The sequence below is a fragment of the Mycoplasma parvum str. Indiana genome (genome assembly GCF_000477415.1).
Taxonomy (GTDB): domain Bacteria; phylum Bacillota_I; class Bacilli_A; order Mycoplasmatales; family Mycoplasmoidaceae; genus Eperythrozoon_A; species Eperythrozoon_A parvum.
Window position 1 is genome coordinate 19,244 of the sequence record NC_022575.1, and the last position, 23,666, is coordinate 42,909.

Sequence of the window (23,666 nt, forward strand, 5' to 3'; positions counted from 1 at the left end):
TCGGCAAACTGGTGCCGAATACAGGATTCTAACCCGTCTCATTCGATTACAAGTCGAACGCTTTTACTACTAAGCTAATCCGGCAATGGTGGAATGTAAGGGATTTGAACCCCTGACCTACTGCTTGTAAGGCAGTTGCTCTCCCGCTGAGCTAACATTCCAATTTGGCGATCTGTATGGGATTCAAACCCATGCATGCATGCGTGAAAGGCATGTGTGTTAATCACTTCACCAACAGACCTTTAAAATTGGCGGCCACAGCAGGGATCGAACCTGCGACCAAACGGTTAACAGCCGTTTGCTCTACCACTGAGCTATATGGCCATATTTAAAAATAAATTAAAGATTTAATCTCTAAACATTGATTTTTAAAAGATAGTTTAGAGAATCTCTAAATCTTTTAAATTTTAGATTTTAAAGTAGGTAAACAATAAGTTAGTAATTCATATTAATTTAATAAACTTCTAATTTTTTAATGTCAACTTTTAATACTTCTTATAACAATCAAGAAGCAAAGTTAGATTCTATTGATACTAAACAATTAACTTTCAAAGTTACTGGAGGGTTATCTTTTCAGTATTTTTGAACTTTAAAAGACAAAAAGAAAAAAATAATGCTCATTTTACTTCTTTCTTTCTTTTCAGGTACTCTTAACTTCTTTTTTGTAGAAAAAATAGGTCTTTATAGCCCCGGAATGTTTTCTATCTGACAATCTATAGCTAGATTGTCAAAAAGTCAGATGGGAAATGGTAGTAAAGCAGTAGATATAGTATATTTACTACTCTTTTGAGTAGTAAATAGTATTATGAATATAGCTTTAGCTATATGTACTTTTAAAGGGATAGGCAAAGAGATGACTAAATATAGTGTTATCTTCATTGTTGGGGCTACCATTACTGGTCTAATATGAAGCAATTTAGAAGAAACTTTAAATCTAAAAGATTTTTATCTCTTTTCCGATCCTTTCAAGAATATTAAAACTTGTCAGCAGAATGGTAGTTATGCAGAAGATAGCATTAATAGTAAATTTCTCATTTGAGAAACTATTAGACCTACATACAATAATAGTGTCGCAAAGAAAGCGACAAATAATGGCGTAATTCTATTATTCCTATATTCTATAGTCTATGCAGCTTTAAATTCTTTATTAGCTTCCCTCCTATATGCTTTAGGAGCATGTGGGGGAGGAATTGATTGAATTATTTTTTACTTATTTAAGACGAAGTCTTACTTCGCAAATAAATTAATTATGTATACTGGATTATTTTTTTCATTTATGTCATATACTTTAGGAAGTTATTTACCATGAGCTCTAAAGTGAGATAATAGCAAACATGGAGGAGTTGGTAGCTCTTATGTATATAACTTCTTTTCTCCTCTATTTTTTGCTATCCTTGCAGCTAACTTTGTAAAGAAATTTATTTTTAGTGTTTTTTATCCAAGATTTAATTTCATTAATGTAAAAATCTTTACTACTATGTGGTTAGAAATAAGAAATGAATTAATTAATAGAAAATTTCCACATAGCTTTACTATAATACCTTCTTATGGTAGTTATAGTTTAAGATCACAAACTCAATTAGAGTTTGTGTGCTTACTTATTGAATTACAGGAGTTAGTTAAAATAGTTAGGAAAATAGATAAGAATTGTTTTATTTGTTCAGTACCTATTAAATCTTTAAATGCCAGAATTGGCATTTAAAAAAGATTTTGAGTAACTGTATGTATAAGATTAGTGCTTTTATTAATGGAGAGCTTATTTCTTCAGAAGGTTTGCCAACAATAGAAGTAATTTCTCCATTAAATCAAGAATGTATTGGTCTAATTCCTTGTTTAGATAAAAAAAGAACTAAAGAATTATTCGAAAGCTCTAAAGAAGCTTTTGAAAAATGAAGTTCTTTAGATTATGATACTAGAGAGAAATTTCTTTTTCTTTTTAGCTCTAAATTGCAAGAAAATTCTAGAGAATTAATTCAAGTAATTAGATTGGAAAGTGGTAAAAGTGAAATAGATGCTAAAAAAGAAATAGATAGAAGTTGTGAATATATTAGTGAAAGTATTCACTTTTTCAATTCACATATAAGAAATCCTAGAGAATATAATTCTGAAAAATATTCTCTTTTATCGGTTGATATTCAAGCTTTATATTACAGAGTTCCTCTAGGAGTAGTTCTCTCTATTACTCCATTTAATTATCCATTGAATACTATGATTACTAAAATAGTTCCAGCTCTTTTAATGGGTAATTCAGTAATTCAGAAATCCTCAATTAATGGATCTATAACGGGATATTTAGTAGCAAAAATATTTAATGAATTGAGCATAGATGGTTATTTAATAACTCCTGGAGTATTAAATTACTATGTGGGAAGAGGTTCCTCTCTTGATGATTTCATTAAAGAAGAAAAACCTGTAATTTCTGCTTTATCTTTTACAGGTAGTAGTGAAGCGGGTTTTTCCATTTCAAAAACTCTTTCGGGAATTCCACAAGCACTTGAATTAAGTGCTTTAAATACAGCTTTATTATTAGATGATGCAGATTTAAAAATTAGTGTTAAAGAGATAATTAAAGGAGCTTTTAATAGTAGTGGGCAAAGATGCACCTCTATTAAAGCTGTTTTTATACCTAAACAATTGGAGGAAGAATTTTCTTCGTGTTTATTGGAAAGCTTAAAGAAAGCTAAATTAGATAATATTCCTCTAATTAATATAAAAGCTTTAAAAAAAGTAGAAGAAGCTTATAAAGATGCTTTAAATAAAGGAGCATCTTTATTAAGCTCTTCTATTAATTGAGAAAATCAAAAAGATTTATTTATTTCTCCCATAATTTTTTCTAATATAAGTTCAAATATGATAATTGCTGCTCAGGAAATATTTGGACCTATTCTAGCAATAATAACTTATGATAAGTTGGAAGATGCTATCTTCCAAATAAATAATTTAGGTTATGGTCTTCAAGCGTCTATTTTTAGTAAAAATATAAAGTTTGCCGGAGAAATAGCTTTAAAAATAGATGTTGGAAGAGTAAATTTAAATCTAGCTCCAGCTAGATCTCCCGACTTATTTCCTTTTCCTGCCTCAAAGAAGTCAGGAAATAGTGAACAAGGAATAATTAATTCACTATATTTTTTCTCTAAATTTAGAGGAATAGTTTTTAAAGAAAAAAATATTTAGTTTTTATTTATTTCATTAAAAAATGCTATTAAAATTTAAAATAGGTTCTTTTGGTTAATTCTAAGAGCTTTTAATACTCGTTAATAATGAATATAGAAGATCAAAACGGTCAAAATAAGTTGAATACTTCAACTTATGATGATAGCTCCATACAAGTTCTTGAAGGTCTTGAACCTATTAGAAAAAGACCTGGAATGTATATTGGTTCGGTTGGAATTGAAGGGTTACATCATTTAATTTGAGAAGCATTAGATAATGCAGTAGATGAAGTTACAGCCGGATATGCTTCTCAAATTAAATTAACTCTTGAAGAGAATCATATAGTTAGTGTAGAAGATAATGGAAGAGGAATTCCTATTGGAATTAACTCCCAAACAGGATTATCTAATGTAGTAACTATATTTACTTACCTCCATGCTGGGGGTAAGTTTGATAATTCTAGCTATAAAACTTCAGGAGGACTTCATGGTGTAGGTATTAAATGTGTAAATGCCCTTTCCACTTTTTTGGAAGTAAATATATGTAGAGAAGGAAAAGAGATTTACACTAAATTCTCTAATGGTGGTAAGGTAGAAACTGAACCTTCCACTATTAGAGAAGGAGTAACACAAACAGGCACAAAAATAAGATGACAACCAGACTTTACTGTTTTAGATCCTAATTCTTACGATTTGGAACTTATTAAAGAAAGAATAAAAAATCTTTCTTTCCTTAATAAAAACATTTCTTTTTATCTAGAAGATAAAAGAACAGGAGAAAATATAGAGTTTTTATCTGAGCAAGGATTGACAGATTGAATAGGAGAAATAAATCAAGGGACTGAAGTAGTTCATCCCATTCAAAATATTTTTATTGATGAAAAAAAGATACAAAGGAAAGGGAAAACAAAAATAATGAAATGTGAAATTTCATTTCAATATGTATCTAATAGAAATAGCTCAATAATTCATTGTTTTTGTAATAATATAAAAACTCCTCTAGGTGGTACTCACTTAGAAGCGGTAAAAGAAGGGATTCTTTCTTGTGTCAGGGAGGCTGCAGTCGAACAAAGAATGATTAAGAATCAATATGAATTGATTAAAGATGATATAGTTGCTGGAATTAGTTTAGTAATATCCCTTTATTATGAGGAACCCTCATATAAAGGACAAACTAAAGATAGCTTAATTAGTAACGAAATAAAGCCAATATTAAAAGAAGAAGTTCATCAATGACTTCATAAGTCATTTGAAGAAGATGTAGACAGTTCTAAATTACTATTAGAACATATAAAAAGAGAATATCTTAGAAGGCTACATAGAGAAGAATTTAATGAAATGAGTAAAAATGTTCAACAGGAAAATTTATTAGGTTTTGCGGAAAAATTAGCTGATTGTACTATTAAGGATAGAGCTTGTTCAGAGCTCTATATAGTAGAAGGAGACTCTGCCGGAGGTTCAGCTAAAGGGGCTAGAAATAGAGAATTTCAAGCAATTTTACCTATAAAAGGTAAATTAGCTAATGCAAGCAAGAATACTAAGAAAATACTAAAGAATGAGGAAGTAGCTAATTTAATAAATGCAATTGGTTGTTCTTATGGGAGTGCTTTCGATATCGAAAGCTTGAAATATAACAAAATCATTTTAATGACAGATGCAGATGTTGATGGCTCCCATATTCAAGTTCTTATCTTGAATTTTTTCTATCAATATATGAAGAATCTTCTGGAATCAGGTCATGTGTATTTAGCAAGACCTCCGTTATATAAAGCTTCATCACGTAAAGAAACAGTATATCTCTTTACTGATGAAGAAAAAGAAGAATTTAATAATACAAAGAATAAAAATAGATCTTTTGAAATTAGTAGATTTAAGGGATTAGGAGAAATGTCTCCCTCCCAACTATGGGAGACAACTATGGATCCTAAAACAAGAACTCTTTCTCAAATAAAAATAGAAGATGATGAGGAAGCACAAAAAACTATGGAAAAACTAATGGGCAAAAAAGTAAAGCCTAGAAGAAAATTTATTGAAGATAATTATGATAAGGCTATGTTAGATATTTAACTATGAACGATACGTCTCCCAGCAAGATTAGTAAAATTCTGGAAATTATTGCTTCCTCAAAGGTTGAGGAAGGGAATATTACTACTACTTGCGATCAATCATTCCTAAATTATTCCTTATCTGTAATTACTTCTAGAGCCCTTCCCGATTTACGGGATGGGCTAAAACCAGTTCACAGGAGAATATTATATGCTGCTTATGAAGAAAGATTATTTAATGAGGGTAGATTTAAAAAGTCTGCAACACTTGTGGGTGCAGTAATGGGATCTTATCATCCTCACGGTGATAAGTCCATTTATGATGCTTTAGTTAGATTAAGTCAAGACTTTAAAATGAGATATCCTTTACTAGAAGGTCAAGGGAATTTTGGCTCTATAGATGGAGATGCTCCGGCAGCTATGCGTTATACAGAAGTCAAAATGAGTAAATTAGGGCAAAAATTCCTGGAAGGAATTAAAGAGGAGTGTGTAGAATTTCTAGATAATTATGATGGCTCTAAAAAAGAGCCATCAGTATTACCTATTATAGCGCCTTCAATACTTCTTAATGGTAGCGAAGGAATTGCGGTTGGTATGGCAACTAAAATTCCTTCGCATAATTTAAAAGAAGTATGCGAGGCTGCAATAGCTTTAATCGATAATCCTCAACTAGAGGATGAAAGGTTGATTGATTACATTAAAGGTCCTGATTTTGCAACTGGTTGCGAAATTTTAGGTACTGAAGGCATTAAGAAATATCTTAAAGAGGGAATTGGGAAGATTTGATTACGGGCTAAAGTGGAATTGAATAAAGAGAAAAATCAATTAATAATTAGAGAGATTCCTTTTGGGATTGTTAAATCCAAATTGATTAAAAAAATAGCAACTCTTTCTACTATTGAAAAAAAGTCAAAAGAAAGAAAAAATGCTGTTTTACAACGTTTTATTTTAAATATTAGGGATGAATCTAACTTAAAGGAGGGAATTAGATTAATTATTCAATGTAGGGAGGGATCCGATTTAAATGCTGTTTTGAATAATTTGTATAAATACACAGCTTTACAAACACAATATACCTTTAACTTAACATTATTGAATAAGGGAAAACCTGAAAGAATGGGGGTTGGGGGTATTTTACGTAACTATTTAATTTATCAGGTTGAAGTTTTGAAGAGAAAAACCAACTTCAATTTGAGGAAATTGGAAGAAAGAATTCATCTTCTTGAAGGAAGATGAGTTGTTGTGAATGATTTACAAGAAGTAATACGCATAATTACAGAAGAAGAATCACCTGAAGAAAAAATAAAAAGTTATTTCAATGATTCTAAGAGAGAGAATAGAATTCTGCTTTCTGAAAAGCAGATTGATGATATTTTTTCTCTGCCTTTAAGGCAGCTGAAAAAAATAGAAAGGAAAAAATTGAAAGATGAATTAGATGAAAAAAAAGAAAGTAAGGAAGAATGCTTGAAGATGTTGAGTAATGAAAAGGAACAGTTTTTAAAGATTAAAAAAGACTTGAAACAATTGATTGGTGAATTTGATAAAGATCGAAGAAAAACTCAAATCAATGATGAACAGTGTTATAAAATTGGAAAAACTGAATTGATTCCAGAAGAAAACTTAATTATTAAATGTACTTCGGATAATTATATTGGTGCTGTTTTGCTAAATGAGTATAGGGTGTACAAAGGAGTAAGTAAGGGGGAAGAATCAGAACACAGTGAGGACAGGAAATGGGGAGTTAATTCTGCTGTTTTAGTTGCTAGCTCTAAGGAAAGCTTGTATATGTTTACTAATTATGGACGGGTTTATAAGATTGAAGCTCATTTGGTTAAGGTAGGAGAAAAGAAGAGATGACCAAAAAATCCGGAGAAATTAGATAAAAGAGTCAATTTAAAGAAAGGAGAAAAAGTTGTGAAAATTATCACATTTGGGGGAGATGTGGACACTAAAAATAGGAATTTATTTTTAGTGTCTAAACGAGGCTATATTAAGAGACTAAAGCTCGAGAATTTGAGATGTATTAGAAAGAATGGTAAACTTGTAAAAAGAATGAAAGAGGGTGATGAATTGGGGGATGTTACCATTGGAAGAGAGGATGGAATTATAATAATAGTTACTAGGAAGGGGAAAATGATTAAATTTGATACTAAGAAAGTTAAACTTAGAGGACGGTTGAGTGGAGGGATTAGAGGAATTAGACTCAATCAAAGTGTAACAGATGAAGTTGTTGGAGTAAATGTGGGAAGTAGTTACGGATGGGATGTTATTGTAACGAAAAGTGGTCAGATTAAAAAAGTGAAAAGCACACTGATTAAAACGAAGAATCGAGGAGGAAAAGGGATTTGTGTGAGTAGAGTGGGAGAAGAAATTGCTGCTGCGCTTTGAGTTGATGAAGAAGACTGAACAAAATTCATAGTTGGAACAAAGAACGGAAAAATTGTAAGTGTGGAATGAAGTAATATTCCGGAACGGAAACAAAGGGTATCGCGAGGGAAAGATGTAATTAAATTAGATAAACGTAAAAGAGATTCAATTGATTTTTGTATTAAGACTTAATATTAAGTTTTTGAAAAAAGAGAAATAAAATAAAAATCAGAAAGGTCTGGAAGAGAAATCTCTTCCAGACCTTTCTGATTAATTAATCATTTTGAAAGATCACAAAGCGGAAATGTGGGTTTCTAGAAGAAGTGTGTGAATTTTTATCAAAAGAAAATGACATTAAAAAAGAAACAGAGGAACCAATTAGTAATGATACAAAGGCGTTTTTTAATTTGGATTTTGTTATTTGCATTACAATATATATTATAATAATGAATGAAAGATAATCGAAGGGAAATGTATAATAGAAATAAGAAGATAAGCGTTAGAAAAGATTAAAAATGTTACTAAAACACGCTCCTAAGATCGTGTGGGTTTTTGTTCCAGGAGCAGTGGGGGCAGGGGGAACACCTACTATGTATTATTTTTTTGGAGGAAGAGAAATAAAAGAACTGATTAGAAAATATGGGGAAATTGTAAAATTTGGGGATTTAACAACCCAATCGGGGTGACTCTATACCACCCCGATTGGGGTTCACTGGGAAGATATCTGTGAATTTTGAAAGAATCAGAAGGAAAGGGATTCTGGTAGTGAATGTGAAGATATAAGAAAAATGTATGAGGAGGGTAAAATTGATACGATATGGGTGGATGGAAGTGGTTTTGAAGAAGGTAGAGAAAGGGATGTAAGTGAGGAAAGGATGCGTACGGTACAAGAGGAAAATTGAGGGAAGGAAATTAGGTTTGATTTAAATGCAAAAGGAGACGAAACGTTGAATGAAAAATGAAATGGTATAAGAGAAAAAATCAGAAAATATTTGGGAGAACAAAATGGGCATAATCTAAAAAAAGGAAGGAAATGTTACAAAAGAGACAAAAAGGGAATTGTGTTCAATTGGTTTCAAGGATGAATAAATAGTTGCATCAGAAGAGAATCAAATGGGGGTAACAAAGAGAGAGTGTTGTTTGAAAAAACAGCTTGATTAATAGCAAGTAATGCAATGTCTATTATGGATTCAGCTCTAAGGATTAGTTTGACTAAAAATGATCTCGCAATTAGGTTTGTGACAAGGGAAGGAAAGATAAAAGAAATTTTTAGGCTTGGATGGAAAAATGGGACAGAACGAGAGACTTGGGATGGACTAGTGGTAAGAGGTGAATGAATTAAAGAATTTGGGTATGCACATAAAAAAAATGACAAAAATTTAAGATGAGGAGAAAAAGTGAAAACGGGTAAATTTGGTTGGAACCCTGAAAGTGAAGAAAAGAGAAAAATAGCATTTGAGTAATAAAAAAGAAAATAAAACAAAGAACCATAAAAATCATGTTTGATTTATTTTTAAAATTTGATAAAGGGTACTAGTTAAGTTATGATTTTTTTTCAAACAGATAGTTTTTCAAAATTTTTAGTTTTTATATCTTTATTGTTTATATTTTCGTTTTCATTGAATTACTGGAAAGATTCAAAAGGAATGACTTGAGAAGAATTTTTTCGATGATTGTTTGATACTCTAAAGAATAAATGAATTTTGGCTGTTAGAAATTTAATGAGTATTTCTTTTTGAAAAAATTTATGTTTTAGAGTAAAACGTTACTTTAGACGTAAAAGATTTGGTTTTGGTAGAAGAGGTTTTTCTACTGAGGGAGAGTTTTGTTTGCCTCCTTGGGTTGAAGATGATCTGGATTGTGAAGATGATGAAAAAGATAATGAAGGAGAAGAAAAGAGTGAAAAAAATGAAGAGCAAGAGTTGAGTACTGAAGAGTAAGTAGTTTTTCCTCTTCTAAATTTTTAGAGAGGATTTTTTGCTAATTTATAAATGGGGATAAAATTTTGGTTTTTATGGAAAACCAATAGATGATATTTAAAATTATTTAATGTTTTAGATAAAATAATTGATAAAGGATAAGAGTATGTTAGTTATTTTTACAAAGCTTGAAAAGATATTTTCTATTCCTGAAGAGAAATTTAATATTGGAGAAAGAAAAGGAGAAGGAATTAATTTAAAAAAATATCTCTCACAGGGGGATATAGTAAAGGATATTATTCGCACTTCTGAAGAGAGTGATTTATTAATTTTTACTGCTTTTGGGAGAGTTTATAGAATAAATTCGAATAAGGTTCAAGTATTAAGAAAAGCAAGTAAAAAAGTTGAATTGCAAGATGTTAGAGAATTATTAGATTTGAAAGAACCAGAATTTCCTAGTATTGATAAAGTAGTGAGAATTATTTCAGCAGATCAAAAAGATTATCAAAATAATCCCTTTGCATTCCTTGGTACAAAAGAGGGTATGGTTAAAAAGATGTTTTTGGGGGAGTTTCAAAGTGTTAGAAGGTCTGGAGCAAAAATTATTTCATTGAGAGGAGATGATGATTTACTTGATGTGAAAATAATAGGCAAAGATGATGAAATTTTTTTGACTTCAACTTCAGGTCATCTTGTTAGGTTTAAGTCTAGTGAAGTTAGGGAAATGGGAAGGGAAGCTATCGGAGTGGAAGGAATTAATTTAAGTAATAAAAAGGATCTTCCTAATTTTCAAGTTATATCGATTTCTTGTAGAACAGAAGGTGAGGAGATATTTACTTTAACAAGAAAAGGTAAAAGTAAATATACTAAATTGGATGAGTATAAGTTAACTGGTAGAGGGCGAAAGGGAATGTACGCTTATAAATTTAAAGAAAAAAATGGAGAATTGCTTACTTGTTTTGCTATTTCTGTCTTTAATACTTCAGAATTTCTTTTTTTGATAACAAGTAGTGGAAAAGTTGTTAGATTAAGAGCAGATGCAATTTCCAGCAGAAAAAATAGAGCTTCAGCTGGCGTTGGAATTATTAGATTAGACAAGAAAAAGCAAGAAGAGGTAGTTCATTGTTTTAAATATATGGAATTCAAGAAGTAAAATAATTTTGAGGAATTTGAATTTTATTTAATTAAAAATTTCTAATGTTTTTTCATGATTGAGCTGCTGCTGGAGGAGTTATGGGAGGTGTTATACCTTTTGTTATTGGTTTAGCTTATTATATTTGTCAATTCATAATAAAAGCTAAACACGAGGGTTGAAAAAATGTAAGTGTTGAGGAATGGAAGGAGTTTGGTAGAAATATTGAAGGAGGAATAGAAGGTATTTTGGGGAGTGCCTCTAAAGTTCCTAAAGTAGATTTACATTGCGAGGAATGTAAAAAAAGGGCGGAAGAAATGAATAACTATATAGAAAGTTTGAATCAGAAAGTTGAAGCTTTGAGGAGTAAATTGATGAATCACGTTAGCAGTAGAGTTGAATCTACTTTAAATAGGGGTTTAGATCAAAAAACAATGCGGGAAGAAGAAAAAGATTTAACAGATACAGTTGTTTCGGCGTCTAACGATGGCGATGATACTCAGGACACCATAAATAGCGAAGAATTAGAACAATCAACTACCACCGCTCCAGAGGTTTTAGAAGGAGGGGAAATGGAGTCTTTGGGATTAGATTAATTTTTAAAAAATAAAATTTAATTAATTTTTTATAAAAAAGAGGCTTTAAAGCCTCTTTTTTATTTAAGAAGAGTGGGATTAAGTTATAAAGCCAAATGAGATAATTCTTAATTAAAGTTATTTATTCAAAAAAATTTTATGCTTTTTTATAAAAATATGATATTAAATAAATGGAAGTTAATAATAAAAAAGAAAAATTTATTTTTAAATTAGAAAAAGTAATATGTTTTTAATAAAAGAAATTATTAAAGCTATAATTGCGATAATTACTTTGAATGGTTTTATTGGAGGAAAAAACTACGAAAATACAAATTTACAAAATGAAATTCATGACGAACAAAAAGATAAGAAAGATTTAGAAATGTCGATAATAGATAAAAAAGAAGAAATAGCGAAAAATATTATTACAAATCATGAAGTTGTTAATAAAGTAGTGGACAAAAAGAACGATTTACTAGTAAATTTTTATTTAGTTTTATTAAGGAATTTTTTGTACAAAATGCTAGCTTGAAAGAGAAAAATTAAAAAAAATAATTTTTCAAGAAAGAAGAAAAAATATTTTAAAAAGAAACTATGGATAAACAAAGAATGAAAGACAAAAGAAAAAGATGATAAGCAATAATGAAGAGAAATTTAGAGATAATTTTTTTGTTTTTAATTAAAGCTATTTAGTACTAAATAGCTTAGCACTATTAATAAGAAATTAAATTTTTGTGTTAACAAAAACTGTTAAAATTCTAATTTCAACTTCAATATTAGGAGGCACATCCTTAATAGTTGGAAATGGGTATTTATATAGAGAAGAAATTAAAGACTGAATAGATAGCTTTGATACTAAAAAAGTAGAAAGAAAAGAAAAATTAAAGAAAGAAGAAGAGGAGGTATTACTAGAATCTGTCTGAATTTATTGAGATAAAGGGGAGAAGAAAAAAGATTGTAGTTTGCAAAGAAAAACTTTGCAAGAGAGCGAAGATACCAATCTTATTATTAATAATTCTTCTCATCCATCACACTCCAATGTTTCTTGCGAAACATTATGATCTCAAGAAAAAGATTCTAAAAAAGAAGGGTTTTGAATAAGAGGTGAAAATAGAAATGTTAAAGAAATTTTAAGCAGAAATTGGCGAGATTTATTAAACGCTCAATTTGTAGTGCAAAAAGAAAAAGTAAATTCAGATAATATTTCAGATAAATTTAATGAGTTGAATAAGAACTTTTGTTCAATAAATATGAAAATAAAAGATTGAGTTGAGATAGAATGTTTAGTTTATTAATAAATATTTTTAATTAAACCAAACATTTAATTATTAGTTAATTTTTTAAAAAAAGGCTTTTTAAAGCCTTTTTTAATCGTTAAAACATAAAAAATTTCAACAAAACTAAATAGTCTATTCTGCGAAAGTTTAATTTAATAAAATTGTGTCTTTTTATTTAAAAATGACATTAAATAAATAGAAGAAATTTTTTAATTTTTAAAATCTCAAGTCCTCATCAATAGGGCACTCTTTGAATATATATATATAGGAAAAAATATTTTATTATTTTTTATTTCTGAATTGAATAAATATGTTTTAAAAAAAGTTTATTGAGAATTTTTAATTAAAACAACTATTTTAAGTAAATTTGTTTTATTTGAAAAAAGAACAGCATTTGAGGAAATTAACTCATTGAATAATTCATAATAATTAAAAATAAAAACAATGAATATTACAAATTCCAAAGAAATTAAAAAATAGATATTCAATAAAATAAATTCTCAGTAAATATGAAATTATCTAATTTAGTTAATAAAGTTATTTCTTTATTAAGTATTTCATTTATAAGTGGAGGGGGAATTTCTTTAATAATTGGTTTAACTGAAAAATCACAAAGAAATAAAAATTTATCCAAATTCAAGAAGAATGATGTGGAAGACAATAAAAAATATTTGCCGAAGATATTTCTTCTTCTACTTCTTCTTTTAAGGAAATTGAGAAAGAACAATTTACAAACTTTAAAGATAATTCTGTTAAAGATAAAGTTGAATTATCTATAAAAATACATGAAGAAAAGAAAGAAATTATTTTAGAAAAAAATAGTTCCAAAAAAGTTTCATTAAATTCTTAATCAAAAAATATTAATCCTATTCAAAATGACACACAAAAAAGGAGAATTAGTAAAAGAATAACTGATAGTCAAAAAGAATTGATTGGTAGGGAAAGGTGAAATCAAGAAAGAAAAGAACAAAAAGTACAGCTTGAGAGTATTTATAGATATAGTGAAGCTGGTTATTCTGAAGCTAATAAGTCAGGATGTATTTTATATAGAGATGGGGATCGAATATCAGAAGAAACTGATATAGTTGAAGGTACTGAAAAAGAGGATATGCGAGATCCTTGTGATTGGAGAACTAATTGATCTTTAGAAAAATATAAGGAGGGCAAAAAAGGAGGTTTTTAAATAAAAGGAAAAAGAAAGAATATTAATAATTTATTTAAATTCAAAGACAATTGAAGTTATTTGTTTGCTGAAGGTTTTATAAAGAATTTAGAGAATTCTAATATAGTTATTGAAAATGTGGGTAAATTAAATATTGAACTTTGTAAAGTAGAAGTTGATATGAAATAGATTGATTAGAAATAGCTTGTGTTAAAAAATAGTTTTTAAATTAATATGCCATCATTTTCAATATTTTCTAAAACATTAGTTATCATTATTTTTACTGGAGGAACTGCAGGGGAAATTTTAGCAGGAACTTTAAAAAAAGCCTAGAGGAGATAAAAAAATATTATTAGAAACTCTTTGTATTCATAGAGCAAATATTCGTCAAGAAAAAGTGTGCACTTGATTGACGGAGAATAGCACTACAAATAGAATGCCCAATATAATTGGCGAAGAAGATCAAATGGAAGAAATAGATGATATATGCGATAGTATTGATACTTTATGATCATCTGACAAACAATTATTAAATGAAAAAGAAGGACTATTAATTAGAGGGCATCAAGATAAAGTAAAGGAATTAATTAAGTTTAATTGGGATGATTTATTAAAGTCTCCGAATTATAGAAATCAAAATATACAAAATTCCGATTTTATTTTGGATGAATTTAATTTTCTTAGCTTGCAGAATTGTCAAGTTAAAAAAGAGAAAAACAATGATTGAATAGAAATAAAATGTCTTTTAACTTAAAAAAGTAAAGTAAAAAAGATTTATATTCTCCCATACATAGGGAGAAGTTTAAAAAAGTTTAAAAGATGCTAAATTAGTTTATAATTTCTTAAAAAGAATAAATTTTTTTAATTTATGTCTTCTTTAATGACTAAAGCTTTATTGATGATAGGATTGTTGGGCTCAATTGCAGGAGGTTCATATCTCATATATGAAAATCTTTTTAATGTGATATCAATTAATCATTCTGAGATATTGGCAGAACATTTTAATAATAAAGAGAAAACATTTAAATTGATTTCAAAAGATCAAAATGAACATAAAGATTTAGATTATGAATCTTTTTGTGAGTTTTTTAAGAAAAAAGAAGATGAAGGGGAAAAAAGCATAAAAGGTAAACCTTGCAAGAAATATATGACAAAAATTTTAGGTGATGACCTTAATAATTGACCTTTAATTTGATTAAGAGTAAAAAAAGACAACTTTAATAAAATTGCTAAAACAATTGGAATAATAGGTGATAATTTTTCTTTTTCTAATGAAACAAAGAATTGAACTTATAGCTTTTATTTATGTTCTATGAAAGGAGAAAGGATAAATAATGAGGCAGAAGAAAGATATGTTGTTAGCTGCGAAATTAATCCTGAAAAACAACAATCTTTAGGGAAAAATAAATAAAATTCTTAAAACAGACAAATCTTTTTAAATAGTAAAAGTATTTATTTTTTTTCAGTTCTATTTTTTAAAAATTTATCAATAATCCCCTTATTAATGAGGTATTTTGTGTATATACATTACACATAAAATTTAATTTGCATAAAAATTTTTTCAGTAATTGTTGAGGTATAGACATGGAGTTTATTTAGTAGTTCCTTTGGCTGCCGGCGGCAGCACAACTTATTATCTTTCTTCTAATAATTGAGATTTAAATTCATCTTTTTCAAATTTTTTTAGTAAATTCCCGTGGGGGGGGCAATCTCAATAATTTCTCGTTATGAATCCTTATCTAAAAATAAAGCTTTGCGATTGCAAGATTCAAAAGCTAAATCTTTAGAAGATGAATTAAAAATAGATAATCTTGAGACTCACCTCAATAAAATCAATAATTTAAATAATTTGTCAAATGCGATTTTTTCAGAAGCTTTAGAAAGAAAAAGTCCAGTTTTTGATATAAAAAGAAGTATTGAAAAAATTACTAAAGAAATAAATAAAGAAAGTGGATTATCCACAATTGATAGTGAATCTAAAATCGAGTTATCAAATTCACAAAGCAAATTAACCAATTTTAAAGAAAACTTTAAAAAAGTTTACGATCAAGTAAAAACATGAGAATCTCGGGGAGATTCTAAAAAAATAAGACTTCAAAAAGGTTTTCAACTTCCAGAAAAAATAAATCCACCATCTTTAGAGCAGAGAGAAGCTTTATTAAAATACTATGAAATTTTTTCTAATTTAAAAGGAAATGAAAGTGAATTTTTAAAAGGAATAGATAATTTAAATAAATATTCTGATTATCAAAAAGTTGGTGGTCAAATTCCTAGAAATAATCGAGAAATAATATCAGCTCTTAAAAAAATTGGTTGGAATAAAAATAGTAAAGTTGGTTTTGGAGAATATTTAAGAATTAAAAATCAAGAAAATGATGATCCTTTTTCTATATTGTTAGATGTCGAATATTTAAATGATTCTAGAGCTAAAGCTTTGGAATGAGAAGAAAAGATATTAGCGTTTAAAGGCGCAAATCCTTATAGTAAATGTAATTGAAAATGGAGTAATCATTATTGCTCATCGCAAATTGAAGCATCAACAAAAAATTTTAGGGAGGTACAAGAAGATATAGAAGCACAAATGACTGTAAAAATAGCTTCTATATTAATAGAAAAAATGACAACAAAATTAAATTTAGAAGAATTTAAATAAGAATATTTTGAGATATAAATATGGAATTTATTTGTTATTTCCATTATTAATTGGTGGCAATTCAATTGTTTTTTTATTGCCAAATAATAAAAATATGAAAGGCTTTACTTCCAGTCTTTTAAATCTTGGGGGGGGGCTTTAATAATTTAGATTTTCATAATGTTTCAGGAAATAAAAGTCTTAAATTAAATAATTCTTCAATTGACAGAACAAAACTTGAGCTAGATAAAGTAGATTTAGAGAAAAAATCTCTGGAAGTCAATCTTCCGGACTATTTGGAAAATATTAAGCTTGATTTAAAAGTAACTGGAAATCTTTCAGAAGTTGAAGGAACTCTTTCTTCAATTAATCAAGAAATTAAAAAAGAAAAAGATATTGAGGGAGTAGGAGAAGAAAGAGAATCAAGATTAAAAGAATCTAAAAAAGAAGTTGAAAAATTTTCTGGAGATTTTAAAACAGTTTTAGAAAATTTAAAAGATTCAAAAACACATAGTCAAGCCTCTGGAACAAAATTAGTAAAAAAAAGATCTTTGCCTGATAATAATGAAGAAATAAAACAATTAACAAAAGAGCAAAGAAATAGTGTTTATCAGTTTTTTAAACAAAAATCAAATTTAGAAGAAAATAAGGAAAAATTATCAAAAAAATTGGAACAAATACAGCTTGGAGCGTTAGATGAAAAAAATAAACTCCAACAACTTAGGGAAGTTCAAAATAAAAATGAAAGAGTTTTAAAATCTTTAGAAAAAATAAATTGATTTAGTCAAAAGAATATAAAATTCGATGAGTTTACTAAATTTAATTACTGAGACAACAATCCATATTCAGATTTATTAAGTTATGAAGAATGAACAGAAATTAATGAAATTTTTAAGCAAACAGGCAATAGTCTTGAAGAGATGAGAAAGGATCCTTTAAGAAGAACTTGCTCTCTTTTTTTGATGATCTTTTTTTCTTCTCATGTTTGTTATCGAGGGGAAAATGATTTAAAAGAATTACAAGAAAAAATAAAAAAGAAAGTTCCTTCAATGGTGGCTTTAAGTTTATTCCAAAAAATGGGAATAAAAGTTAATGAAGAATAAACAAGTTAAGAAGATAAAAACCTAACTTTTAGACTTTTAATTTTTTTCTCCTAAAAAGGAGAAAAAATATTATTTTTTGAAATATTAAGCAAGATTAATAAAACAATTAAAAAATTTAATTCACTAAATTTTTCGAAAAATTATTACTTTTTTAAAAAAAATAGAAATTAATAAATGATAGTAATAATCTATTAGTAAATGAAAAGAAATTTTGACAAATGATTTTCTAGTTTTAAAGCAAATATTTCAAATTATCAATATTATGTGGATTTTGAAAAAGTATTAAAAAATGTAAATGATATAAAAATTGAATTAAACATACTTAATTCATTATTAGGGACAAATAATTTTGAAAATGATTTTCAAAAAATTGTTAAAAAATATCCAGAAACTCTTAAATGTATACCAATATTGTTAGCTACGAGAAGACATGAAATTTATATTTCAGAGGCAGAAGAAACTTATTTATTTTCTTTCGAAACAATGAATTATTCTGTAGAAAAATATACAAATTTTATGAAACAAACAGGTTTGTCTAATATTTTTCAAAAATGTTTAATCAATAATTTATTAGATTATGTTTTGGGGGTGGAAGTTGGACTTGATTTTCATAGTAGAAAAAATAGGGCAGGTTTATTAATGGAAAAGCTTGAAAAAATGCAACAATATCTTTGAAAGAAGCTTTTGATAATATAGATAAAGTTTTCAACATTCACGATTTAGAACAAGGAATTTTATTTAATCTTTTTAATAATTGTTAAATAAAAAAATTATTAAATGAGGTCCTTAAAATTTTGAATTAGAAACTAATACTTTATGAAATTTCCCCGATAGGGGGAATTGAGCGACTCATGATTCTAAATATAGAGGAAATTGATCTCCTTATATTCCTCGAAATATTTTATTGAGATATTCCAAAGAAGGAGATTTAGTGTTAGATCAATTTGTAGGAGGCGGAACTACTTTAATTGAGGCTAAATTACTAAATAGAAATATCATTGGAATAGATGTAAATGATGAATCTATCAAAAGATGTAAGGAAAAAACATCTTTTGAATATGAAAAATCTAATAGTAAGGTAGAAATATTTAAAGGAGATGCTAGAAATTTAGATTTCATAAAAGATGAAAGTATTGATTTAATTTGCACTCATCCACCTTATGCCAATATTATTCAATATAGTGAAGGTAAAAATATTCTTGAAGATTTATCTAATTTAAAAGTTTCTGAATTTTTAATAGAAATGAAAAAAGTAGCTTCAGAATCTTTTAGAGTGCTCAAAAAGAATAAATATTGCGCAATACTTATGGGAGATACAAGAATAAATGGTCATATGATCCCCATGTCTTTTGATGTATTAAAGATTTTTGAAGAAGTTGGTTTTAAATTAAAGGAATTAATTATTAAAGCTCAGCATAACTGTAAAACTACAGGTTATTGAAAAACTAATAGTTTGAAATACAATTTTTTACTAATAGCACATGAGTATTTATTTGTTTTAATAAAATTTAGTGATTTGGTGTCTTAGCCAAGTTGGTAAGGCATAGAGCTGCAACCTCTAGATCATCAGTTCGAATCTGATAGACACCTCCAGAATCTCCTAATAGCTCAACGGATAGAGCACTAGCTTGCGGTGCTAGCGGTTATAAGTTCGATTCTTATTTAGGAGGCCAGTTTAATCGGGACATAGCTCAGTTTGATTAGAGTGCCTGGTTTGGGACCAGGAGGTCGCAGGTTTGAATCCTGTTGTCCCGACCATTTATTTGGCAGGATACCTCAGTTGGTTAGAGGGATCGGTTCATATCCGATAGGTCGCGGGTTCGAGCCCCGCTCCTGCTACCAATAATTAGGAAGCTTACCCAAGCGGTCGAAGGGATCAGTCTTGAAAACTGAGAGGCATTAAAAGTGCGCGGGGGTTCGAATCCCTCAGCTTCCGCCATTTATTGATTTCCAATAATTTTGTTGGAAATAATTTGTTTAAATAAAATAAGGGTTTTTGTCGTAAAGACTTTTCCTTTTGTCGCGGGGTGGAGCAGTTTGGTTAGCTCGTCAGGCTCATAATCTGAAGGTCGTAGGTTCGAATCCTACCCCCGCTACCATTTGGGCTTTTGGTGTAGTGATCTAACATACCACACTGTCACTGTGGAGATCGCGGGTTTGAATCCCGTAAGGCCCGCCATTTAAAATTTTGGGGCTTTGTAGCTCAGTCGGTAGAGCAACGGTCTGAAGCACCGTGTGTCGGCAGTTCGATTCTGCCCGAAGCCACCAAATATGACAATTTAAATCTTTTATTTAACATTTATATTTAGTATTTATTCCTATTAATGGCATCAAGAATTCCTATACTTTTTAAATGTTTAGTATGTAAACATTTATATTATTTAAGTCAAAAAAAGATAGATAAAACAGCTAGCAAAAAAAAATTAGAGCTTAAAAAATTTTGCAAAAGATGTAGAAAGCATCAATTACATATAGAAGAAAAAACTGATTAACAAAAGATGATAAAAATTTTTTTAGATGGAGCTACATTTATAAAAGTTTTTTCTACTTCATTTACTTCTTTGGCTGGGCTGACAACAGGAGCTTTTTATTATGCAGCTTCTAAGCAAAATAAAGTAGATGAACAAACTTCTTTAGCAATTAGTAGACAAAAAGAAGCTTTAGAAATTCAAAATGAACATTTAGGTAAATTAAGAAGAATAACTTACCAATAATTTTTAAACCTATATTTCTTTAGAAATTGTCATTTACATTGTTTCTTTCTTTCTTCTTCTTTTAGGTCTTTTACTTTCTTCCTCCGGTTCAACCGGAGGATTTTCAGTTTTATCTGGTTATGATATTGAACTTTTCAAAAAAACTAAAGATTATGGAATTATCAAAATATTGAAATTATGTATGTTTTTAGGAATATTATTACTTTTTATTTTATGCATAGCTTATGCAAAACAAAATAAATAATTTTTTTAAAAAAATAAAGTTTGCGAAAAAATAATAAAAATGATCTTTCTTTTAAAAGAATCAAAATAAATAGATTTAGTGAAACGGGGTTCATACCCCGTTTTGGAATAACCATTAAAAAAGAAAATTTGATGGGAGCACTTCATAACGATTTAGTAGCTTTTAGAGAATTTCCCTATTCAGGGAAATTAGACTCTCAAAGTAGATTAAAAGAGGGATATGTGGCACAAATTATTGAGAGATTTAAAACTAATTTTGTTGTAGAAGTAATAAAAATAGAAAACCCAAATAAGATTTGGGTTTTTTTTGATGATTCTCAATTTTCCGGTTTACAAGAAATTTCAGGATTTTTTCCTGATATTAAAAAAGGTGAGAAAGTTTTACTTAAATTACATACTTTTCCCCCAAAAAAAATAAGTGGGGAAATCGTAAAAGTATTGGGAGATTCTAAAAATGGGGAGATTGAATATATATCTTTATTAGAAGATTTAAATTTAAGGTCTTCCTTCAATAATAAAGAGCTTTATAAAGAAATTCAAGAATTAGAAGAAAAACAAGAAAAAATATTAAAAAATACCGAACTTTATCAAGATTTAAGAGATAAAAATTTTTTTACTATTGATGGAGATACTGCAAAAGATTTTGATGATGCTATTTTTGTTGAAAAAATAGATCAAAAATATGGAGTTTACATAGCTATTGCAGATGTATGAGCTTTTTTAGTTAATTGCCCTTCTATTTTTAAAGAAGCGAGAGAAAGGGGAAACTCTATTTATTTATTAAATAGAGTAATACCTATGCTTCCTTCTATATTATCTGAAAAGCTTTGTTCTCTAAGAGAAAATGAAGAAAAACATACTATTTGTGTTTATGTAGAAGTTAATCAAGAAGGAAAAATATTATTTAATACCTTTAAAGTTTTTCCCTCAATTATTATTTCTAAAAAAAGATTTACTTATAGCTTTTTAAATCAATATTTTGCTGGAAAAAATCAATTAGAAGGAATTGAATTAAAAATTAGAGCAACAATTAAAGAAGTTTATGAAGTTTTTCAATTAATTGACAAAAGAAGAAAAAAAGAAGGAAAATCTTCTTTAATGATTATGCATTTTCAATTAGAACATCAAATTAATGAAAATGAAGAAATAATAAATGTTGAAATAGAAAAAAATAATTATCCAAGAATAGCAGAAAAATTAATTGAAGTTTTTATGGTTTTAGCTAATCAATTAATTGCTAATTTTTTAAATAGTAAAAATATTAAGTCAATTTATAGAGTGCATAAAGTTCCCGATCCGATAAGAGTTCAAGCTTTTTTTAATATTTTTAGAGAATTAAATCCTTCTAGTGATATACCCGAAAAAGCAGAAAATACCATTAAAACATTTAATTCTCTATTAGAAAAGAGTAAAAATAATAAATATTTACAAATAATTCAATATCATGTTTTACAAGCGTTACCGAAAGCTGAATATAGTTTAGAAAATATTGGTCATTTCGGTTTAAACCTCAATAATTATTTGCATTTTACTTCTCCTATTAGAAGATTTGCTGATTTAATAATTCATAAGACATTATGAATGTATTTTTTTGATAATAAGGGATATTCAAAAAGAGAAAGAGAAAATCATGAATTTGAATTAGAAAAAATTTCTTATCAAGTTAATCTTTTAGAAAAAATAGGAGTAACTGCGGAAAAAAGATTTATTTCTAGAAAATTATTTAAATATTTATGTCATAAATATCCAAATAGAGAATTTAATGCAGTTATTTTTGCTAAAAATCCCTGAGGTTATTTATTGAAATTGGAAGGTTTTTATGATGGTTTCATGAGAACTTCCAAAAATATTAAAGTAGGAACTAATATTTTGGTAAGGCCCGTTAAATATTCTTGAGATGAATTTGAATTTATCAATTAATAAGAATTTATTTACAAAACAATAAAAAACAACTTTATAAATACAACGTTTTTAGAAGTTATACTGCAGGAATAGTTCTAAATTCTACTGTAGTTGGGCAAATTTTAAAAGGATCTATTAATCTTTCCGGAAGTTATGGAAAAATTATTTCTTCAGAAATATTTTTAGTTAATTTTGCCTCTTCAAAATGAAAATTATTACTCAATAAAAAAGAAATTAAACAAATTTCAGACTTAGTAAAAAAAGAGAAGTATGTCATAATTCCTGAAAGTCTTTTTTTAAAAAATAGAAAAATTAAAGTGGAATTAAGTCTTTGTAAATATAATAGGAATTATGAAAAAGAAAGAGATAAAAAATATAAAAGATCGAGGAGAGATAAATATAGTGAAGATTATTAATTTTTTTGATTTATTTTGATAATGCAGCTACTTCTCTAAAATTCCCTTTTTTTTGAGAAGAATGATGCAAAAGTTATAAAAATACTTCTTGAATAGAGAAAAAAAATTACTATAAAAATTCTTTAAAAACTAAACTATCTGAATTTTTGGGAGTTAACTCCCAAAATATTTATTTAACTCCTTCTTCTACTTATGCAATAAATGAGATATGAGAAGCTTTATTAAATAAAAATATTTTTCAAAATATTTATCTTTTTGAAAAAGATCATATTTCTAATATTTCAAGTATTTTGTATAAATTAAAGAAAGATTTCCAACAAATTGAATTACATTTTTTGGAACATAATCAAGAGAATTATCAATTACTCCCTAATTCTCTTCTTTTAGTTACAGTTAGGGATAATTTAGGTCTTTTTGAGATATCCAAAGATATTATTGAAAAAATTAGAGTAAATCATCCTTCAATATATATTATTGGGGATTTCAATCAATATATTTCTTTATCTCGCCCAAAAGAAGAAATATTTAGTTTATTTGATTGTTTATTTTTTTCTGCTCATAAATGATTTGGCCCTTTTGGATTAGCTGTAATATCTTTTAAAGAGACAGAAAAATTGAGATTTCAAGATAATGAAAAATATTCATTAGATTGGAGATCTATTTATATTTGAGATAAATTATTTTGAAAAATACAAGAAGAAATAGATAAAAAAAGACAAAATTTTCATAATTTAAAGGAAGAATGGGAAAAAAATTTTCCAATTCTTCCTAATTTAAGCTATAAAAGTACCAAAAATTCTTTAATTTTTTTAATGAAATATAAATCAGAATATTTCCATGATCTTATTTATTGATTAGAGAAGAATAATATCATCTTTCGTTCAGGAGATTTATGTAGTAATGCGCAGGAAAAAGAATTGAGTTTTGCTATTAGATTTTCTCTTTCTATTCTAAATAGAATAGAAGAAATTCAAAAATTATTTGAACTTTTAAAAGTTTTCATTTTAAAAATTGGTTAAAATCTCAA

Annotated in this window: 24 protein-coding genes and 12 tRNA genes; 32 read left to right on the plus strand and 4 right to left on the minus strand. The window is 27.7% G+C overall.

Translation table 4 applies throughout. The features are described 5' to 3' along the window. Window positions 1–9: 9 nt before the first annotated feature. From PRV_RS00115 to PRV_RS00130, 4 genes are all read right to left on the minus strand, one after another. A tRNA-Thr gene (locus PRV_RS00115) sits at window positions 10–84 on the minus strand. A gap of 2 nt (window positions 85–86) precedes the next feature. Further along, window positions 87–161, minus strand: a tRNA-Val gene (locus PRV_RS00120). 4 nt (window positions 162–165) lie between these two features. Then, window positions 166–241 (minus strand) — tRNA-Glu (locus PRV_RS00125). Between the two features lie 8 nt (window positions 242–249). Further along, a tRNA-Asn gene (locus PRV_RS00130) sits at window positions 250–324 on the minus strand. A 151-nt stretch (window positions 325–475) separates the two neighbouring features. On the opposite strand from PRV_RS00130, the gene PRV_RS00135 reads away from it, so the two are divergent. From PRV_RS00135 to PRV_RS00280, 32 genes are all read left to right on the plus strand, one after another. After that, window positions 476–1,702: a DUF2179 domain-containing protein gene (locus tag PRV_RS00135; protein ID WP_022768728.1), complete on the plus strand. Its 1,227-nt coding sequence runs from the start codon at window positions 476–478 to the stop codon at window positions 1,700–1,702. A 20-nt stretch (window positions 1,703–1,722) separates the two neighbouring features. Next, window positions 1,723–3,174, plus strand: a complete 1,452-nt coding sequence (locus PRV_RS00140) for an aldehyde dehydrogenase family protein (protein ID WP_022768732.1) — start codon at window positions 1,723–1,725, stop codon at window positions 3,172–3,174. An 86-nt stretch (window positions 3,175–3,260) separates the two neighbouring features. Next, window positions 3,261–5,219, plus strand: a complete 1,959-nt coding sequence (locus PRV_RS00145; protein WP_022768736.1) for a DNA gyrase/topoisomerase IV subunit B — start codon at window positions 3,261–3,263, stop codon at window positions 5,217–5,219. 2 nt (window positions 5,220–5,221) lie between these two features. After that, window positions 5,222–7,756, plus strand: a complete 2,535-nt coding sequence (locus PRV_RS00150; protein ID WP_022768739.1) for a DNA gyrase/topoisomerase IV subunit A — start codon at window positions 5,222–5,224, stop codon at window positions 7,754–7,756. A gap of 323 nt (window positions 7,757–8,079) precedes the next feature. Further along, window positions 8,080–9,027, plus strand: a complete 948-nt coding sequence (locus tag PRV_RS00155; RefSeq protein WP_144062280.1) for a hypothetical protein — start codon at window positions 8,080–8,082, stop codon at window positions 9,025–9,027. Between the two features lie 81 nt (window positions 9,028–9,108). Next, window positions 9,109–9,504 (plus strand): hypothetical protein, encoded by a 396-nt coding sequence (locus PRV_RS00160; protein WP_022768746.1) that lies wholly within the window; start codon window positions 9,109–9,111, stop codon window positions 9,502–9,504. Window positions 9,505–9,631: 127 nt separating this feature from the next. Next, window positions 9,632–10,636 (plus strand): DNA gyrase C-terminal beta-propeller domain-containing protein, encoded by a 1,005-nt coding sequence (locus PRV_RS00165; protein ID WP_144062281.1) that lies wholly within the window; start codon window positions 9,632–9,634, stop codon window positions 10,634–10,636. A 44-nt stretch (window positions 10,637–10,680) separates the two neighbouring features. Beyond that, a complete protein-coding gene (locus PRV_RS00170) occupies window positions 10,681–11,211 on the plus strand; it encodes a hypothetical protein (RefSeq protein WP_022768753.1) in 531 nt (176 codons plus the stop codon). Between the two features lie 223 nt (window positions 11,212–11,434). Beyond that, window positions 11,435–11,833, plus strand: coding sequence for a hypothetical protein (locus PRV_RS00175; RefSeq protein WP_022768757.1), 399 nt, complete (start codon window positions 11,435–11,437; stop codon window positions 11,831–11,833). A 91-nt stretch (window positions 11,834–11,924) separates the two neighbouring features. Next, on the plus strand, window positions 11,925–12,485 hold the full coding sequence (locus PRV_RS00180; RefSeq protein ID WP_022768761.1) for a hypothetical protein: 561 nt from the start codon (window positions 11,925–11,927) through the stop codon (window positions 12,483–12,485). A gap of 491 nt (window positions 12,486–12,976) precedes the next feature. Beyond that, a complete protein-coding gene (locus PRV_RS02980; RefSeq protein ID WP_022768768.1) occupies window positions 12,977–13,246 on the plus strand; it encodes a hypothetical protein in 270 nt (89 codons plus the stop codon). Window positions 13,247–13,395: 149 nt separating this feature from the next. Next, on the plus strand, window positions 13,396–13,650 hold the full coding sequence (locus PRV_RS00185; RefSeq protein ID WP_022768771.1) for a hypothetical protein: 255 nt from the start codon (window positions 13,396–13,398) through the stop codon (window positions 13,648–13,650). A gap of 388 nt (window positions 13,651–14,038) precedes the next feature. Further along, window positions 14,039–14,383: a hypothetical protein gene (locus tag PRV_RS00190; RefSeq protein WP_144062282.1), complete on the plus strand. Its 345-nt coding sequence runs from the start codon at window positions 14,039–14,041 to the stop codon at window positions 14,381–14,383. 114 nt (window positions 14,384–14,497) lie between these two features. Further along, window positions 14,498–15,040, plus strand: a complete 543-nt coding sequence (locus PRV_RS00195; protein WP_022768784.1) for a hypothetical protein — start codon at window positions 14,498–14,500, stop codon at window positions 15,038–15,040. A gap of 160 nt (window positions 15,041–15,200) precedes the next feature. Then, entirely contained in the window at window positions 15,201–15,347 is a 147-nt protein-coding gene (locus tag PRV_RS03020; protein WP_158430844.1) for a hypothetical protein, read from the plus strand. Further along, a complete protein-coding gene (locus PRV_RS00200; RefSeq protein WP_022768792.1) occupies window positions 15,326–16,282 on the plus strand; it encodes a hypothetical protein in 957 nt (318 codons plus the stop codon). The genes PRV_RS03020 and PRV_RS00200 overlap by 22 nt, the downstream gene beginning before the upstream one ends. A gap of 125 nt (window positions 16,283–16,407) precedes the next feature. Further along, entirely contained in the window at window positions 16,408–17,364 is a 957-nt protein-coding gene (locus PRV_RS00205; protein ID WP_022768795.1) for a V-type ATP synthase subunit I domain-containing protein, read from the plus strand. A 198-nt stretch (window positions 17,365–17,562) separates the two neighbouring features. Then, window positions 17,563–18,060: a DpnII family type II restriction endonuclease gene (locus PRV_RS00210; RefSeq protein WP_022768798.1), complete on the plus strand. Its 498-nt coding sequence runs from the start codon at window positions 17,563–17,565 to the stop codon at window positions 18,058–18,060. 118 nt (window positions 18,061–18,178) lie between these two features. Further along, window positions 18,179–18,892, plus strand: a complete 714-nt coding sequence (locus PRV_RS02845) for a TRM11 family SAM-dependent methyltransferase (RefSeq protein WP_407937399.1) — start codon at window positions 18,179–18,181, stop codon at window positions 18,890–18,892. Beyond that, a tRNA-Cys gene (locus PRV_RS00220) sits at window positions 18,883–18,957 on the plus strand. Before PRV_RS02845 ends, PRV_RS00220 begins: the two co-directional genes overlap by 10 nt. Before the next feature lie 4 nt (window positions 18,958–18,961). After that, window positions 18,962–19,037: transfer RNA gene (locus PRV_RS00225), tRNA-Arg, on the plus strand. Between the two features lie 7 nt (window positions 19,038–19,044). After that, window positions 19,045–19,122: transfer RNA gene (locus PRV_RS00230), tRNA-Pro, on the plus strand. 7 nt (window positions 19,123–19,129) lie between these two features. Continuing rightward, window positions 19,130–19,206 (plus strand) — tRNA-Met (locus PRV_RS00235). Window positions 19,207–19,213: 7 nt separating this feature from the next. Beyond that, a tRNA-Ser gene (locus tag PRV_RS00240) sits at window positions 19,214–19,303 on the plus strand. A gap of 82 nt (window positions 19,304–19,385) precedes the next feature. Next, window positions 19,386–19,463: transfer RNA gene (locus PRV_RS00245), tRNA-Met, on the plus strand. A 3-nt stretch (window positions 19,464–19,466) separates the two neighbouring features. Continuing rightward, a tRNA-Asp gene (locus PRV_RS00250) sits at window positions 19,467–19,543 on the plus strand. A gap of 13 nt (window positions 19,544–19,556) precedes the next feature. Next, a tRNA-Phe gene (locus PRV_RS00255) sits at window positions 19,557–19,632 on the plus strand. A 56-nt stretch (window positions 19,633–19,688) separates the two neighbouring features. Further along, window positions 19,689–19,856, plus strand: a complete 168-nt coding sequence (gene rpmG, locus PRV_RS00260; protein ID WP_022768801.1) for a 50S ribosomal protein L33 — start codon at window positions 19,689–19,691, stop codon at window positions 19,854–19,856. 6 nt (window positions 19,857–19,862) lie between these two features. Beyond that, window positions 19,863–20,078, plus strand: coding sequence for a hypothetical protein (locus PRV_RS00265; RefSeq protein ID WP_022768805.1), 216 nt, complete (start codon window positions 19,863–19,865; stop codon window positions 20,076–20,078). A gap of 264 nt (window positions 20,079–20,342) precedes the next feature. Beyond that, entirely contained in the window at window positions 20,343–22,241 is a 1,899-nt protein-coding gene (locus tag PRV_RS00270; RefSeq protein ID WP_022768809.1) for an RNB domain-containing ribonuclease, read from the plus strand. Beyond that, window positions 22,214–22,639, plus strand: coding sequence for an SsrA-binding protein (locus tag PRV_RS02905; protein WP_022768813.1), 426 nt, complete (start codon window positions 22,214–22,216; stop codon window positions 22,637–22,639). Before PRV_RS00270 ends, PRV_RS02905 begins: the two co-directional genes overlap by 28 nt. Window positions 22,640–22,644: 5 nt before the next feature. Beyond that, window positions 22,645–23,658: an aminotransferase class V-fold PLP-dependent enzyme gene (locus PRV_RS00280; protein ID WP_022768816.1), complete on the plus strand. Its 1,014-nt coding sequence runs from the start codon at window positions 22,645–22,647 to the stop codon at window positions 23,656–23,658. The last annotated feature ends 8 nt before the right edge of the window (window positions 23,659–23,666 follow it).